The organism is Microbulbifer sp. CAU 1566, assembly GCF_023156515.1.
GTDB lineage: Bacteria > Pseudomonadota > Gammaproteobacteria > Pseudomonadales > Cellvibrionaceae > Microbulbifer.
In genome coordinates this window covers 19,282-35,233 of record NZ_JALNMG010000006.1, presented here as the reverse complement: position 1 = coordinate 35,233, position 15,952 = coordinate 19,282, and the positions used below count along the sequence as shown (strand labels likewise).

The 15,952-nt window shown below is 59.7% G+C and carries 12 protein-coding genes and 1 riboswitch; of the genes, 4 read left to right on the top strand and 8 right to left on the bottom strand.

Annotated features, from left to right (window positions below; genetic code table 11):
- Window positions 1-93 precede the first annotated feature (93 nt).
- Window positions 94-289: riboswitch (cobalamin riboswitch) on the bottom strand.
- A gap of 106 nt (window positions 290-395) precedes the next feature.
- Genes M0G74_RS14885 through M0G74_RS14875 form a run of 3 tightly spaced genes read right to left on the bottom strand, consistent with a single transcriptional unit; the run spans window position 396 to window position 3,023 of the window.
- The gene (locus M0G74_RS14885) at window positions 396-1,178 is read right to left on the bottom strand and encodes an ABC transporter ATP-binding protein (RefSeq protein WP_248219170.1); all 783 of its coding nucleotides are present in this window, start codon (window positions 1,176-1,178) and stop codon (window positions 396-398) included.
- On the bottom strand, window positions 1,175-2,143 hold the full coding sequence (locus M0G74_RS14880) for an iron ABC transporter permease (protein ID WP_248219168.1): 969 nt from the start codon (window positions 2,141-2,143) through the stop codon (window positions 1,175-1,177). The genes M0G74_RS14885 and M0G74_RS14880 overlap by 4 nt, the downstream gene beginning before the upstream one ends.
- Window positions 2,144-2,150: 7 nt before the next feature.
- Window positions 2,151-3,023 carry an ABC transporter substrate-binding protein gene (locus tag M0G74_RS14875; protein ID WP_248219166.1) on the bottom strand — a complete coding sequence of 291 codons (873 nt, stop codon included), beginning with the start codon at window positions 3,021-3,023 and terminating at the stop codon, window positions 2,151-2,153.
- Between the two features lie 195 nt (window positions 3,024-3,218).
- On the opposite strand from M0G74_RS14875, the gene M0G74_RS14870 reads away from it, so the two are divergent.
- Window positions 3,219-3,602: a DUF6249 domain-containing protein gene (locus tag M0G74_RS14870; protein ID WP_248219165.1), complete on the top strand. Its 384-nt coding sequence runs from the start codon at window positions 3,219-3,221 to the stop codon at window positions 3,600-3,602.
- Between the two features lie 23 nt (window positions 3,603-3,625).
- Here the strand turns inward: M0G74_RS14870 and radA are convergent, their stop codons facing one another.
- The 5 genes from radA to M0G74_RS14845 form a co-directional block, all read right to left on the bottom strand.
- Window positions 3,626-5,020 (bottom strand): DNA repair protein RadA, encoded by a 1,395-nt coding sequence (gene radA / locus M0G74_RS14865; protein ID WP_248219164.1) that lies wholly within the window; start codon window positions 5,018-5,020, stop codon window positions 3,626-3,628.
- 383 nt (window positions 5,021-5,403) lie between these two features.
- The gene (locus tag M0G74_RS14860) at window positions 5,404-8,556 is read right to left on the bottom strand and encodes a CusA/CzcA family heavy metal efflux RND transporter (RefSeq protein WP_248219162.1); all 3,153 of its coding nucleotides are present in this window, start codon (window positions 8,554-8,556) and stop codon (window positions 5,404-5,406) included.
- 12 nt (window positions 8,557-8,568) lie between these two features.
- Window positions 8,569-9,501 carry an efflux RND transporter periplasmic adaptor subunit gene (locus M0G74_RS14855; protein WP_248219160.1) on the bottom strand — a complete coding sequence of 311 codons (933 nt, stop codon included), beginning with the start codon at window positions 9,499-9,501 and terminating at the stop codon, window positions 8,569-8,571.
- A gap of 13 nt (window positions 9,502-9,514) precedes the next feature.
- The gene (locus M0G74_RS14850; protein WP_248219158.1) at window positions 9,515-10,837 is read right to left on the bottom strand and encodes a TolC family protein; all 1,323 of its coding nucleotides are present in this window, start codon (window positions 10,835-10,837) and stop codon (window positions 9,515-9,517) included.
- Between the two features lie 67 nt (window positions 10,838-10,904).
- Window positions 10,905-11,342, bottom strand: coding sequence for a hypothetical protein (locus M0G74_RS14845; protein WP_248219157.1), 438 nt, complete (start codon window positions 11,340-11,342; stop codon window positions 10,905-10,907).
- Between the two features lie 286 nt (window positions 11,343-11,628).
- On the opposite strand from M0G74_RS14845, the gene M0G74_RS14840 reads away from it, so the two are divergent.
- The 3 genes from M0G74_RS14840 (at window position 11,629) to M0G74_RS14830 (ending at window position 15,929) form a co-directional block, all read left to right on the top strand.
- Window positions 11,629-12,345, top strand: coding sequence for a 4'-phosphopantetheinyl transferase superfamily protein (locus M0G74_RS14840; protein ID WP_248219156.1), 717 nt, complete (start codon window positions 11,629-11,631; stop codon window positions 12,343-12,345).
- 266 nt (window positions 12,346-12,611) lie between these two features.
- A complete protein-coding gene (locus tag M0G74_RS14835) occupies window positions 12,612-13,019 on the top strand; it encodes a hypothetical protein (protein WP_248219155.1) in 408 nt (135 codons plus the stop codon).
- Between the two features lie 186 nt (window positions 13,020-13,205).
- Window positions 13,206-15,929: a TonB-dependent receptor gene (locus M0G74_RS14830; RefSeq protein WP_248219153.1), complete on the top strand. Its 2,724-nt coding sequence runs from the start codon at window positions 13,206-13,208 to the stop codon at window positions 15,927-15,929.
- Window positions 15,930-15,952: the final 23 nt, after the last annotated feature.

Below are 15,952 nucleotides of genomic sequence, written 5' to 3'. Positions count from 1 at the left end.
GGGAATACAAGGGCGAGAAAAGTGACTGGCAACGAGGGAATCCAGGAGAAACCTCGCGGCCGAAACAAGCCCAGACAAAGCCCTCCGCTTTATCGTCTAAGAGTCACTCAAGGCCGGTATCGGGCTTATCTCTTCTATCCGTTAGGGGAAAAGAATCACCGTTGCGGGGGCAGCGCCGGATTAAAACCTAAGCCTTTATATAGGGGTTCACCGGACTTCCCGTTTAACCCAGCCAAATTCACCGCTTGTGGCGGTAGGACTGCTGGGCACCTGAAGCGCGGGCGATTATAGCGGAATGCGGCGCAAGACCATAGAGAGGGGACCTAGATAGGGCGGGATAGAGAAGACAGGACAGAGAGGACGAAATAAACCAGGAGTATAAGGCGCCCCTTGGGTTAAATCAGGTCACCCGCGACAAACTCCACACGGCCACCCCGTCGGCGCAGCTCGCTATCCACACCGTAAACCTCCGCCACCAGCGATGGGGTCAGCACTTCTTCTGCAGAGCCCTGGGCACGCAGACGGCCACCTTCCAGCAGCAGGATCCGATCGCAGTAACGGGCGGCAAGACCCAGGTCGTGTATCGCGAGAATGACGGTCTTTCCGGCGTCCGCCTGCTGGCGAAATGTCGCCATCAACTGCAGCTGGTGTCGGATATCCAGTGCCGAACCGGGTTCATCGGCAATCAGCAGGGGGGCATCCCCCACCAGTAATCGCGCCAGCTGCACCCGACGCAACTCACCGCCGGAAAGTTGTGTTACCGGGCGCCGGGCAAGTTCCAGGGCATCGACCTGTTGCAGTGCTGCGGCCACCCGGGTTTGGCGCTGGGAATACTTGACGCTTTGACCCCAGGGCAGCAGCCCCAGTGCAACCAGATCCTCAGCGGACATGCTCCAGGCAGGGCTTTCCTGCTGTGGCAAAAAGGCAGAGAGCCTTGCGCGCTCGGCACGGGGAATAGTCAAACAGGGGCGCTCATTGAGCGAGAGCTGCCCTGCGGTGTTTGGCAGAACGCCAGCAAGGCAACCCAGCAGGCTGCTTTTACCCGCGCCATTGGGGCCGATTACCGCCGTCAGTTCTCCCGGGCTGAACACACAGTCGATGCCTGCCAGCACCTGCCGGTGATGACGAATGAGCCCGAGGTTGCGACAACGCAAAATTTGCGGAATGTCGACGCTCACAGATTTACTCCCTGCCGGCTACGGACAATCAACCAGAAAAAGAAAGGCGCTCCAATAAACGCGGTAACTGCGCCGATGCGCAACTCCTGGGTACCCACCGTATTCAGTACCAGCACATCCGCCAGTAACAACAGCAGCGCGCCGGCAAGGGCACTGGCCCACAACAAGCGCCCCGGGTCCTGGCCCACCGTGGGTCGCATCAGATGCGGCACAACCAAACCGATAAATCCGATGGTTCCGGCCACCGCCACCGAGGCGCCCACGGCAAAGGCAATACCGAACAGCACCAGCAGAGGGTAGCGGCGGCCCGCGAATCCCAGGGATGCAGCACTGGCCTCACCGAGCGAAAGCGCGCGCAGATAGTTGCGGGAAAGAAACAGAAATAGCGCACCGAGGACGATAAACGGCAAAGCCAGTAAAACCTGATCCCAACCCCGGTTGGCCAGCGAACCCAGTAGCCAGAAAACAATTTCCTGCATGGCAAACATGCTCGGGGCGTAATTCAGGGCCAACGCCATAAGCGCCGAGAGAAAGGCATTTATGGCCACCCCCGCCAGAACCAGGCGACTGGCGCTGGCGCCATGTCCGGCCAGTAGCCAGACACTGCCCACGGCCAGCAGCGCCCCCACAATGGCCAGCACCGGCAGCAGGTATCCGCTTACCGCGGCGCCATAATAGAGCACCAAAATCGCCGCCAGTGCCGCACCGCTGCTGACGCCCAGGAGCGCGGGTTCCGCCAGAGGATTGCGCAACATCCCCTGCATCGCCGCGCCGCCCAAGCCCAGCGCCGCGCCCACCACAATCGCGAGCATTGCCCGCGGCAGGCGCAACTGCCAGAAGATAACCGCATCGCTGCTTTCGCTGTGCCAGCCACTGGCGATCGCCGCTGGCAGGTCAATGGATACCGGACCACTGGAGAGCGCCGCCAACAAGGCCAGGGGCAGCGCGCATGCCAGAAGGCTCAATATGAGTTTAGGGTTGCCCAACAATTTCTTTTCTCTTATCCGTCAGCTGCTGCAGTACATCCACTACGGCCAGCGCCGGGCAGAATCCCAGCTCCTGTGGCAAGCGGTACACCCTGCCCGCCTCGATATAGTCACGCAGTACCGGGTGGCGTTCCGCCAGGTGGGCAATGGCGAAGTCCTGCTCCCCCCCGTAGAAAACCAGCAGTTCGGGCTGCGCATCGATGACCTGTTCCAGGCTCACCCGCCCCAGTTGCTGTATCCCCTGTTGCGCCGCCAGGTTGGTAAATCCCGCCCGGGTCAGCAATTCGTGCTCTAACATGCCGTCGCCGTAGGTGATGTTATTCGCCGAAAGAATCAGGGCACCGGGATTGCGGTTACCGGCCTCAGGTACCTGTGCCAGAAGCGTCTGCAGCTTTCCCTGCTCCTGCTGTAACCCCGGCAACTCTCCCAGCGCCTGCTGCAGGGACACCAGCTGCTGCTGCAGCTGTGCCAGGTTGTAGGCATCGGGGATTCGAACAACACGAAAGCCCAGCTGCTCCAGACGCTGCGATGCCCGCTGGGCCCCGTACTGCCCGGTTAATACCAGGTCGGGCTTCAGCGGCAACAGCTCTTCCGCCTGTGCCCGGTTCAGATACAGGTGTTCCGGCAGGGGCGCGCGCCGATAGTGCTTTTCTCCCGAAAGCCAGGTCACCGAAACTATTTTCTCTGGATCCACCCACTGCAACAGCATCTGGTCCATACACAGATTGAGAGAGGCAATTCTGGCCTGTGCGAAAACCGGCGCAGGCACCAGTGCCGGCAGCAACGTCACTGCGAGTACCGCTACCAATATCGCGATCGATGGCCGGCGTTCGACTTCCTTTTTTCTGCCTTTATTCATTTTCCCTTGATTCATTTTTCCTTGGTTCATTTTCCCCTGGGTAACCTCCCGCGGATGCCAGGATACTTCGCTCGATACCCGATCCACATTGAATAAGATCCCATCCGCTGCATCCAAATCACCTTGTCGCTGCATCCTACTGGCAGTAACAATGAATCCTTAATGAATCCTTAATAACACTCCCTGGAGTACATCATGAACGAGGACACCCTGGCGCTGCTGGTGCCTTTTGGTTTTTTTCTGCTGGTCGGCATGTCGCTGTGGATGGTACTGCACTTCCGCAACAAACAGTCACTGGCGATACAGGAGACCGTCCGCATTGCCCTGGAGAAAGGCATGCCGCTGTCACCGGAACTGATTGACCAGATGGGCGCCAACAACAAGCCGCACCCGCTGAAAGACGTGCGCCGGGGCATCGTCTGGATTGCCGTTGCCGTGGGGATGGCCCTGTTCGGCTACTGCATCCCGGATCCGAGCAACCAGGCCTTCTCGGCCATCCTGGCGATTGCCGCACTTCCCCTGGCAATCGGCCTTGGGTACCTGGCCATGCACCAGTTCGCGCGTAATCAGGTCGCCTGATCAAAAAAACCGGCCGACCGCGCTCAGCTCATTTCGATGGCGTTGAGCGCCTCGGCCAGGGTCTTGACCGCAATCACTTCCATCCCATCGATATCGTTTTTCAGGCGATTACTCGCCGGCACTATGGCCTTGCGAAAACCGTGTTTGGCCGCTTCACGCAAGCGCTCTTGTCCAGAAGGCACCGGCCGGATTTCGCCGGCCAGGCCCACTTCCCCGAACACCATCATGTCCCGCGGCAGCGGACGGTTGCGAAAGCTGGATACCACGGCGATCAGCAGGGTCAGGTCTGCACTGGTTTCCACAACCTTCACACCGCCGACCACATTGATAAACACATCCTGATCGCCAACCAGCACACCGCCGTGGCGATGTAGTACCGCAAGCAGCATGTTCAATCGGTTCTGATCCAGCCCCACTGCTACCCGGCGCGGATTACCGAGGCTGCTGTCGTCCACCAGCGCCTGCAGCTCCACCAGTAGCGGTCGCGTGCCTTCCCACACCGAAGTCACCACTGAGCCGGCAGCAATCTCGTCGGCGCGCTGCAAGAATATCGCCGAGGGGTTGGAGACTTCTTTCAGGCCCTGCTCGGTCATCGCAAACACCCCCAGCTCGTTCACCGCACCAAAGCGGTTTTTGTGCGCGCGCAAGGTGCGGAAACGGGAGTCGTGGGTGCCTTCGAGCATGATGGAACAGTCGATGATGTGCTCCAGTACTTTGGGGCCGGCAAGGGAGCCGTCTTTGGTCACGTGCCCCACCAGTATCAGCGCGGTACCGGTCTGTTTGGCAAAGCGGGTCAGGTAGGCGGCACTCTCACGCACCTGCGCCACCGAGCCCGGCGCAGACTGTACCTCGGCCATGTGCATGACCTGGATCGAGTCCACCACCATGACTTTGGGCTTTACTTCGCCTGCGGTGAGGCAGATCTGCTCGACGTTGGTCTCGGACAGCATCTGTAGGTGGTCCGCCGGCAACCCCAGGCGCTTAGCGCGCATCGCTACCTGCTGCAAGGATTCCTCACCGGTCACGTAGAGTGCCGGCAGGGTTTGCGAGAGGTGACACAGGGTCTGCAATAGCACGGTGGACTTGCCGGCACCGGGGTGCCCGCCGATCAACACCACCGATCCGGGCACCAACCCGCCGCCCAGCACCCGATCCAGCTCGCTGGCATTGGTGGGAATACGCGGCAGCTCGCTGAGGTCGATCTCGGAAAGCTTCTGGACCTTGCCCTGCCCGGCAGCGCCGGCATAGCCCGCCTGGGCATCGGTAAAGTTGGCGGAGCGGCTGTCCGTATGCGCCGGCCCCAGCCGCACTTCACTCAGACTGTTCCAGGCCCCACAGGCACCACATTGGCCTGCCCATTTGCTGTAGTCGGCTCCGCATTCATTGCAAACAAATGCGGTTTTGGATTTTTTGGCCAAGGTTCTATCTCTTACGGTGGTCTTCAGTGGCTTTGTTCTAGTGAGTTGGCGGTGCCGCTACCGGGAGTCCTCTTGTGAGACACGCCGTAAACCCATCCCTGGGGGCTCTTCTAAAACATCCCTGTTTTAGAAGGTCTCACAAGAGGACTCCCGGTATCGACACCTTCGCATCAAGCCGAGATCGCATCGAAGAACTCCTCACAGAAACATCTTCGTACACTGAAACTTGATGCGAAGCCCCGTGCCGATAGCCGTCTCCGGGACTGTCGAAAAGAGGGACCTTTTCGACAAGCCCCCAGGGATGGGTTCACGGCGTGTCCCGGAGACGGCTATCGGCATGGGGCGCCGGGGACCCGCTTCGAGCCACTAATCAGGCCCGCAGTTTACCCCTCCACCAAGCGTGAGGAAAACCGAGGGGCCCGAATATGCCCATGCACCCACTGGTACAACACTGGCAATACCACCAGCGTCAGCAGGGTTGAGGAAATAATCCCCCCAATCACCACCGTAGCCAGCGGTCGCTGGACCTCAGCGCCAGTGCCCGTATTCAACGCCATGGGTACAAAACCGAGACTCGCCACCAGCGCCGTCATCAACACCGGCCGCAGCCGCAACATGGCACCATCCACAATGGAGGTATACAGCTCACCACTCTCCCGCCAGCGCTCGCGAATAAACGACAGCATCACCAGACCGTTCAGTACCGCCACCCCCGAGAGCGCAATAAACCCAACCCCCGCAGAAATCGACAGCGGCATATCCCGCAACCACAAGGCTAGAACGCCACCGGTCAGCGCCAGAGGTACCCCGGTAAAAATAATCAACGCATCCCTGAGCGAACCAAAGGCCATCAGCAGAAGTAACAGAATCATCAGCAGCGTCAGAGGCACCACGAGTTGCAAGCGCGCGCTGGCCGATTGCAACTGCTCAAATGTGCCGCCGTAGTCCAGCCAGTACCCCGGCGGCAGCGTTACTGAGTCTGACACCGACTGACGTACCTCATCGACAAATGAACCCAGGTCGCGCCCGCGCACGTTCGCGGAGACCACAATACGGCGCTTTCCATTTTCGCGACTCACTTGGCCTGGTGCCGATAGCCACTGGATATCGGCGACTTCCTCCAACGGCACGAATCCGCCATTGACGAGCGGCACAGGTAGAGAGGCAAAACGCTCGATATCCCGCCGCTGATTTTCCGGCAATCGCAACACCAATTCAAAGCGGCGGTCACCATCGTAGATCAAGCCTAACTGTTCACCGCCGATGGCGGTTGCCACCAGATCTTGCAGTGTCTGCACATCCAGTCCGTACTGCGCCAGCGGCACCCGCTTCGGTTGCAACGACAGAACCGGCAAGTTGTCCACCTGCTCAAGCCGCGCGTCCGCCGCGCCGGGCACCTTGTCGACCACGGCAAGAATCTGTTGCGCGGATCGGTGTAACTGCTCCAGGTCGTCACCAAACAACTTGATCGCGAGGTCGGCGCGCACACCGGAGATCAGCTCGTTGAAACGCATCTGGATTGGCTGGGTAAACTCGTAGTTATTACCCGGCACCTCCGCGGCGATCTGCTGCAGACGCTCTATCAGTACGTCTTGTGTCACACCGGGGTCGGGCCATTCCACCCGAGGTTTGAGCATTAAAAAAGTGTCTGCCACATTGGGCGGCATGGGGTCGGTGGCCACTTCGGCGGTGCCAATTTTCGAGAACACCCGCGCGACTTCCGGCTGTTGCAGCAGTACCGTTTCCAACTGTCTCTGCATGGCAACGGACTGCTCGAGCCCGGTACCCGGCACACGCAACGCGTGCATGGCGACATCGCCTTCGTTCAATTCCGGCACGAATTCCGAACCCAGCGTTGTCGCAAGCCACGTGCAAAACAGCATCAATACCAGGGCCAAGCCGAGAACCAGCCATCGCATCGCCAGCGCGGCACTGAGCAACGGGCGATATATTTTCTTTAGCCCACGTACTGCGGCATTTTCACGCTCGCGGATTTCACCGCGCAGGAATATCGCCACCGCCGCGGGCACCAGGGTAAAGCAGAGCACCATGGCCGCCAGCAGTGCCATCACCACGGTTGCCGCCATCGGATGAAACATCTTCCCCTCAACACCGGTAAGGGAAAACAGCGGGATATACACCAGGGTAATAATCAACACACCGAACAGGCTGGGGCGTATGACTTCGTTGGCCGCGGTAAACACCGTATGTAACCGCTGCCGCAGCGGGAGCGCGCCGCCGTGACGCTGGCATTCCTGGGAGAGGCGCCGAACCGCGTTTTCCACAATGATGACCGCACCATCGACAATCAGGCCGAAATCCAGCGCCCCCAGGCTCATCAGGTTGGCGGATACACCGCTCGCGCGCATGCCACTCAGGGTGGCAAGCATCGCCAGCGGAATCACTGCCGCGGTGATCAGTGCTGCGCGGAAATTACCGAGCATGATGAACAATACCGCGATCACCAGCAGCGCACCTTCCAGCAAGTTTTTCTGCACGGTAGCAATCGCCTTGTCGACGAGCGTCGTGCGGTCGTACACCGCTTCTGCGCGCACACCCGGCGGCAGTGATGCCTGAATGTTTTCCAGCGCCTTCGAAAGCGCCAGGGCAACGGCACGAGAGTTTTCCCCCACCAACATCATCGCAGTACCCAGCACCGCTTCGCGGCCGTTTTCCGTAGCGGCACCGGTGCGCAGCTCCCGGCCGATAGCAACACTCGCCACATCGCCGATGGTTACGGGCGTAGCCGCGTTCACACCTTCCGGCATCTTGACGACCACACTTTCGATTTCTGTCAGTGTCCGCAATTGCCCCGGCGAACGCACCAGTATCTGCCGACCACCACGCTCGACAAAGCCCGCACCCCGGTTGCGGTTGTCGCGTACCAGGGCGTTGCGCAGGTCGTCCATGGTGACGCCAAAACTCAACAGCTTGCGCGGATCAGGGGTCACATGAAACTGCTTGCGGTAGCCGCCAATAGTGTTGACCTCCGTCACCCCCGGCACCAGAGCCAACTGCGGCTTGACGATCCAATCCTGGATCTCTCTCAGCGCGGTAATGTCGTAGGGTGTTCCATCCGGTTGCCGGGCTGATTCTTCGGCCGTGACGGTGTACATAAAGATTTCACCGAGACCGGTGGCGATGGGCCCCATCTGCGGCGTCAACCCGGGCGGCAAGTCGCCTGCCAGAGAAAGCAGTCGGTTGGCGACAAGGTTGCGCGCAAAATGCAGATCGGTGCTCTCGTGAAACACCACCGTCACCTGCGAAAGTCCGTAGCGGGAAATGCTGCGGGTGTATGCCAGGCCGGGCAGTCCAGCAAGTGCGGTCTCCACCGGAAAGGTCACCCGCTGTTCCGCCTCCAGTGGTGAATAGCCGGGCGCCTCGGTATTGATCTGCACCTGTACATTGGTGATATCCGGCACTGCATCAATGGGCAGCCGTGGATAACTCCACAGTCCCAATGCAACAATCATCAGGGCAAAGCCCAGCATCAAAAACCGGCGTTCGATGGAAAAGCGCAACAGGGATTCAATCATAATTTTTCTCCCTCAATGGCCATGGCCGGCAGCGGATTTTTCCAGCTCTGCCTTCAGCAGGTAGCTGTTTTCCACCGCATACTGCTGCCCGGGTTTGAGCCCTGAAAGCACCTCACTGAAGGCGCTGCCGCGCTCGCCGAGTCGCACGGTTTTCGCCTCAAAACGACCGGGTCCGGCCTGTACAAACACCACCGTGTTGCCGTCCAGATCCTGCAGTGCGCGGTTATCCACCGCGATGGCCACGTTTTTGCGGGCAAGCTGAACATGCCCCTCCACAAAAACCCCGGGTGTCCAGCGGCGATCGGCGTTATTTATCAACACCCGCGCACGTGCAAAAGGAAGCCCTTTTCCCGCGGGCACCACACTGCGCAACTTACCGCTGAAGGACGCCTCCCCGGAGAGAATTTCAACCGACTGCCCGGGTCGCACACTGCTGATACGCGCGGAAAAAACCTGCAACTCCGCCCACAGCTGTGAGTAATCTGCCATTTCAAACAACACCTGATCGCTGACAAATTCTCCCGGGCCTGCATGTTTGGCAATGACCATACCGGCGAAGGGCGCGCGCAACGGGTATTCACGCATACTTTCGTTGGAGTGAATGCTGGCAAGCCGCTGATCTTTTTTGACCTCATCGCCAATATGAACATTCACCTGGGATACCACGCCCGGGTATCGCGCACGGATATGACTCACGGCGGTCGGTTCCGGCAATAGTTGTCCGTAGAGGATCAGTTTCCGGTCGACCTCACCGGCACCAGCGACCTCGGTACTGAAGGTGATGTTTTTAAGTGCCTGTGGCGACAGTTCAATGAAGCGAGCGTCCTCTTCGTGGTGATCGCCGTCATTCGCAAACGCAGAGCAGCCGATGAGCAGCAGCGCGACCAGAAAAAAGGTGCGTGTGTTAAACCGCAGTGGGTTTCCGTAAAGGGTTTTAATAGTCATTGCACTTCCAGAATTATTTTTCCAACAACGGCGCCGGGCTTTCCGGCGGAGTCGACACCAGAGGGGCGGCCGTGAGCTGCTCGATTTCTGCACCCGCCAATAGTGCGGCGGTCGCCTCTTCAATCAGTGCGCGGCGCGCATCCAGTAATTCCTCACGAGCGGACACCCACTCCTGATAGCCATAACGCCCGGCCAGGTAATAGCGCTCGCTCTCCTCCAATGCGCCACTCAGTGCAGGGATAATTTCCACCTGTAACCGATGCATGGCGGCGATGCTCTGGGCACGAAGATTGAAGGCGCGGTAAAGCTGGGTATGCAGATTCAGTGACGCCGCTCGCTGGCGAAGGGCAACACCGTCGAGTTGCGCTTGCGCGGACTGAATACCGCCGCGGGCACGCTCACCACTCCACAGTGGAATACTCACGCCCGCGACCAGCGAACGGCTGTCCGTTTCCCGACTGTCGCGCACCCCCAGAGCCCACCCCAAATCCGCGCGGGCTTCACTGCGGGCCATTCGTAATTGCGCTGCCTGCAGTCGGGATTCACTAACAAAGCGGCTCATCAGCGGGTTTTGCTGTGCGCGCGTGAAATACTCCTCGAAACTTCCCGCCGGTCCGGGTCGGTACAGGTGACCGCCGGTCACCGAAAAGCGTGCCGCGGTATCGCCCCACATGGCCGCTAGCGCAACCCTTTCCGCGCTCAATTGCTGTAGACGCCGCTGCTGAGCCAGCTGCGACCTTGCCAGAGCGGCCCGGGCACGCAGCAGCTCCATCTGCGGGGCGGCACCTGCAGCCACGCGGTCTTCCACGCCGGATACGGCATCCTGTGCGAGACGCACTGAGGCGTCTGCGAGTGCGGCGGCTTCGGTAGCGGAGAGGACACGCACGTAGCGGCGCAGCACTTCCCCCAACAGGTCCATCGCCTGCACCTGGCGATCAGCATCCAGCAGTAGCCGCTCCGCATTGATTACTTCACCCCGCGCCGCGCGCTTGCCACCCAGCTCCACCACGGAAGAGAGCGCCACCGTCAGCTCGGCATCGTCCATGCCATTGCTGCCGGCAATGTTTTCCAGCTCTGCGTCCAGGCTGAGCGCGGGGCGCAGGCTGGCACTGACGGCACGGCCATCCAGTAGGCGCTGGCGAAAATCGAAGACTGCCAGTGAAGGGTGCTGTGCCATGGTGCGGGCAACCGCTTCATCCAAGGTCAGCAGGGGAGCCGGTACCTGAGGGCCGGCGTCTGCGGCCACCCCGGTCCCGGCGAGCAGTGCACAGGCCAATAGGCACAGGCGCTCGTGAACCATTGCGCGCACACGATTGAGCGCAGCAGATAACGTCATAAGAATTTCCCGAGTTATTAAATCCATGTTCACGGCCGCTTATGCAACCGTGTAACCGTTTAAAAACTCAGGCGATGGGAGGGCGATACAGCGTAGAAATAAAACCGTGCGGTAAACCGGCGTCTGCGGCAGCGAACCACTGGTGTCCAAAGCCGAGCGCGGGAGAATAAAAACTGATGGGCAAACAGAGGGAAATAGAACTGTGACAGTGACAACAATGATTACAGTTTTGGGCGATATCAGGACTGTCGTGTTCTGCAGGCTCCAACTGCAATAACTGCGGAAATTCTTCCTGGCTCAGTTGCAGTTCCTGTGGCGAATGCCCATTGTGTTGTGGGTGATCCAGGTGAGGAGTGCCATCAGCGGCATCCTGGTGTCCTGCAGGCAGATGCTCCGCAGTTGCTTGCAGCTCACCGTGACCGTCATAGCAGGCGAGTGCCGACTGGAATACCAGCAGCATACTCAGCACAAAGCCAATCAGTTTCACGGGGCGGAACTTCAACATTGATAATCTACCGGAGCCCTGCTGTCACACACTCGAGACAAAGGTCCCACTTACCTTTCCAGATACCCACTTACTTTTCCAGATAGTTGAACTGACCGTGAAATTAGCAAATAGTGCCGCAAACTACAAAAGCTGGCAGAGCAGAAACTGGCGGCATGCGCCGGCAAGGCTTAGCATTACTCAACAACAGCCCTGAAATTCTTTTTACCGCTGGACTCATTACACGTCACTGAGTCCCAACTTGCACGAGTAGCCCCGAGCAAGCAGTTGCATAAGACGAAACCCTATGACCTTACCTGCCGTTTGGATTCTCAATCGCGACGATATTGCCCCCGACAGTGACGCAGCCAGGGCGATGACCGACCTGCTGTCAGATGAGGAGCGTGCCCGCCAGTTGCGCTATGCCAGTGGCGAAGCTCGCCACGGGTTTCTATTGAGCCGCGGATTGCTGCGCAATGTCTTGGGAAGAATCAGCAACTGCGCTCCCGAGTCTCTGGCGTTTGCCGTCAGTGACACCGGCAAGCCGGCGCTGGTGTCGGCTCCGGAACTGCACTTCAGCCTCAGTCACAGCGGCCGGTGGATCGCACTGGGGGTTTCCTGCGAATCCGATATCGGTATTGATATCGAGCAGCCACTCAAACCGCGGGACTTTCTGCGCATTGCCCACCACTACTTCCATCAGGAGGAGTGTGCCCTGCTGGAAGCCTCGCCGCCGGAGTTGTTACCGGTGCACTTCTACCGCTTGTGGACAATGAAGGAGGCCTTCTTCAAGGCCCGCGGTACCGGGATTTCAGAGGGGCTGGGGCGAATAAATCTGGCCGGCTTCCATTTGGGACAGGGTATTGCGCTGGATGCGGCCATCGACGATGCCGGCGCCCCATGGCAATTCAACTACTCCATGCACCCTCTGCGCGACGGCAACCACCTGCACCTGGCACTAGCCGGGCGCGACCCGGCACTGGGGGAGCTATCGCCGGAAAGTATCCACAGAGGGCTCGGTTAATATGGGGCACACTGGTGACGGAAACGCCTGATCCATCCGCTTTTTGATCAAAAAACCGGTTTGAGCCCAAATTGATCGCCAGGGTTAGGAGAAACCTTTCACGGATGACCGAGAGTGGTAAAACCTTTCTTACACTTACGGCATTTTCCACGGATTAGACGGAATCCAGTAGTCGGAGGATTGCGCCAGGCCAACTTGTACATACAAGCAAATCGACATATGCTCGGCGCCTATTCAGTTAAAAATAAGTAAAAATCTCTGAGTCGATGCAAACTCCCCTGTACCGCTTGCTATTGCTACTGCTCGCTCTGACCCTCAACGGTCAGGCATTTGCAGCGCCCTGCGGTTCCATCAACGGGGGAAGTAGCGAAGGTAGCGACAGTAACGAAAGTGGCAGCCACCACCAGATGACCTCGGCGATGTCCAACCACTGTGACGCAAACGCCCACCACTGCCATCAGGGCTCCGGCACCACAGTAGACTCAGCGGATAAGACATCCGCACAAAGCTGTGAGCAGGCCTGCAGCTGCTGCCCCGGACACTGTGCCAGCGTCATCACCGTTACCGAGCACGCCAGCCAACTCAGCCCCCTGGCCTCCTACAGCGCCTTCTATTCCAACTCACACGCCTCCCCCCTCCCTGAAGCCCAGTTGCGTCCACCCATTCTTCTCTGACACGGGATCAGTGCGCCCGGCATAAATGTGCCCGGGTCATCCGCAGGAGCGCCAAATTTCCGCGCCACCGCGTACTCCCGTCTGTCGACACTATTTCCATCAGCCTCCGCGACGCCTCGAGCCAAATAGTGCATCGCAGCAGCGGACGCGACGATAACGAAAAGTCTCCCAGAGAAGGACAACAACATGAATGCAACAAGCTTCAGACTGACCAGAACCCCTCTGTTTATCGCCCTCGCCACGGTGGCCGCGGGTTTCACCCCCGTGGCTTCTGCCCAGCAAGCGGGCGAAACCGCGCAAAAACAAATTGAAGAAGTGAATGTCACCGGTACCCGCATCAAGCGCGCCGACATTGAAGGCGTGGGCCCGGTCACCGTACTCGATGAAGCCTCCATTGAAGCCAGCGGCTCCAGCTCCCTGGAAGTGCTGCTGCAATCGCTGCCGTCCGCAGCGGGCTTCGGCGGCAACCAGACCAACGCTTACTGGACCTCCAACGGTTACGGCACCGCCCAGATCAACCTGCGCGGCCTCGGCACCAACCGCACCCTGGTGATGGTCAACGGCCGTCGCGTGGTAAATGGCGGTACCGGCGCCAACAGCAGCGTCGACCTGTCCATGATCCCGATGTCCCTGGTTTCCAGCATTGAGGTGCTGAAGGACGGCGCCTCGGCCACCTACGGTGCCGACGCCGTGGCCGGCGTGGTTAACCTGATCACCAAGAAAGAATTCGACGGACTGGAAATCGAGGGCAAATACGGCCAGACCGCACTGGGTGACGGCGAGGAAACCGTACTCGACCTGACCTGGGGCGTGTCCGGCGACCGCGGCAACCTGATGGTGAACATGAGCTACCAGGACAACCAGGCCTCACCACTGGACGCCCGCGTCCCCTGCCCCCTGAATGACGACAGCGAGTGCAGCGGTAGCTCCTCCACCATTGGCGGCCGCGCCACCCTGCCCGCGGGCGCAGTGCTGGCCGACGGCACCGTGCTGACCGAAAACACCCGTATCAACTTCAACCAGGATCCGAATGGCGACGGCGATTTCTACGAGCGCTACGACGGGCTGAAGCACGGCTTCAACTACAACCCCTACTTCAATGCCGTGCAGCCGATCGAGCGCTTCAGCTTCACCACCCTCGGGAACTACGAGATCTCGGAATCCGCCACCCTGTTCACCGAGCTGATGTACACCAACCGCCAGTCCGGCCAGCCGGCCTCTCCCGGCAGCCTGGCCGACATTGCCTACAGTGCGGACCACCCCACCAACCCCACCGGTAGCGATTTCGTGCTGGAACGCCGGCGTCTATTAGAGAACGGCGCCCGCGATTTCTACCAGGAAGTGGATACCTGGCGTGTGGTCACCGGTATTGAGGGCGATATCAACGACAACTGGGGCTACGACGTGGCGCTGAACTGGGGCCGCAACACGGCCACCGACGGCATCGCCAACAACATCAACATGCAGCGCGTGGGCGAAACCCTGGATACCAGCCTGTGCGGCATGAACGGCATCCCCTGTGGCGACTACCTGGGTTACGGTGATGTCACCCAGGAAGTGCTGGATTACATCGTATTCAGTCAGGAAGGCACCGGCGGCAACGAGCAAAAGAGCGTGAGTGCCAACATCAACGGTTCGCTGATGGAATTGCCCGCGGGCACCCTGGGCTTTGCCGCGGGCGTCGAGTGGCGTGAAGACAGCGGCTGGCGCCAGCCGGACTCCCTGGTTCAGGCGGGCTACGCGCTGGGCAACCAGGAAGATCCGATCAGCGGTTCTACCGAATCCCGCGAGGTCTACGCCGAGGTACTGGTACCGCTGCTGGCGGACATGCCACTGGTGCAGTCGCTGGATATGGACCTGGCCGTACGCTACTCCGACTACGACCTGTTCGAGGGCGAGGACACCTACAAGGCCGGCCTCAACTGGCAAGTAAATGACATGCTGAAAGTGCGCGGCACCATGACCACCGCCTTCCGTGTGCCGAATATCCCGGAGCTTTTCGGCGGCGTGTCCGAGGGCAACCTCACCACCACCGATCCCTGTTCCGACTATGCCTCCCTGGATCCGTCCAGCACCCTGTACCAGAACTGTCAGGCAGCCGGTGTACCGCTGAACTACTCCCAGCTCGGCACCACCATCCTCACCGACCGTGGCGGCAACCCCGACCTCACCCCGGAGAGTGCAGAGACTTTCACCCTGGGTGTGGTACTGCAACCGCTGGACGGCCTGTCGCTCACCGTGGACTACTTCGATATCGAGATCGATGACGCCATTCGCGAGGTATCCGGTTCCACCAAACTGGCCATGTGTTACGAGTCTGCGGGCCTGAGCCACGCCTTCTGCGCACCGGACCAGCACACCCGCAACCCGGTCAACGGTGACGTGAATTACCTGTCCACACAGAAGTTCAACACCGGTAACGAGATGATGCAGGGTATCGACTTCGGCGCCCTGTACGACTTCGACATGTTTGGCCTGTCGCACACTGCCAACTTCAAGGCGTCCTACCTGAAGGAATATGAAACCACCGCGTTCGATGGCGACGAGCCCTTCGTGCTCGACGGTTACATCGGCAGCGGCAATGGCGGCTTCCCACACTGGCGCACCAACGCATCACTGACCACTCGCGGCAACCAGTGGAGCAGCACCTACTCGGTGCGCATGATTGGGGAAGGCGATGACTTCAACGTGGACAGCGGTATCGGTTCGAAAATGCCCAACGTGTTCTACCACAACGTGCAGTTCAACTACGACATGAACGACGCGCTGCGGATGAGTGTGGGTATCGACAACCTGTTCGACCAGGAGGCACCGCGGGTAGCCAGCTGGACCGATGGCAACACCGACACCATGACCTACGACCTGGCCGGCATGCGCAGCTACCTGCGTGTGACCTACCGGTTCGACTGAGTCCCCTGAGACATTCACAGCGG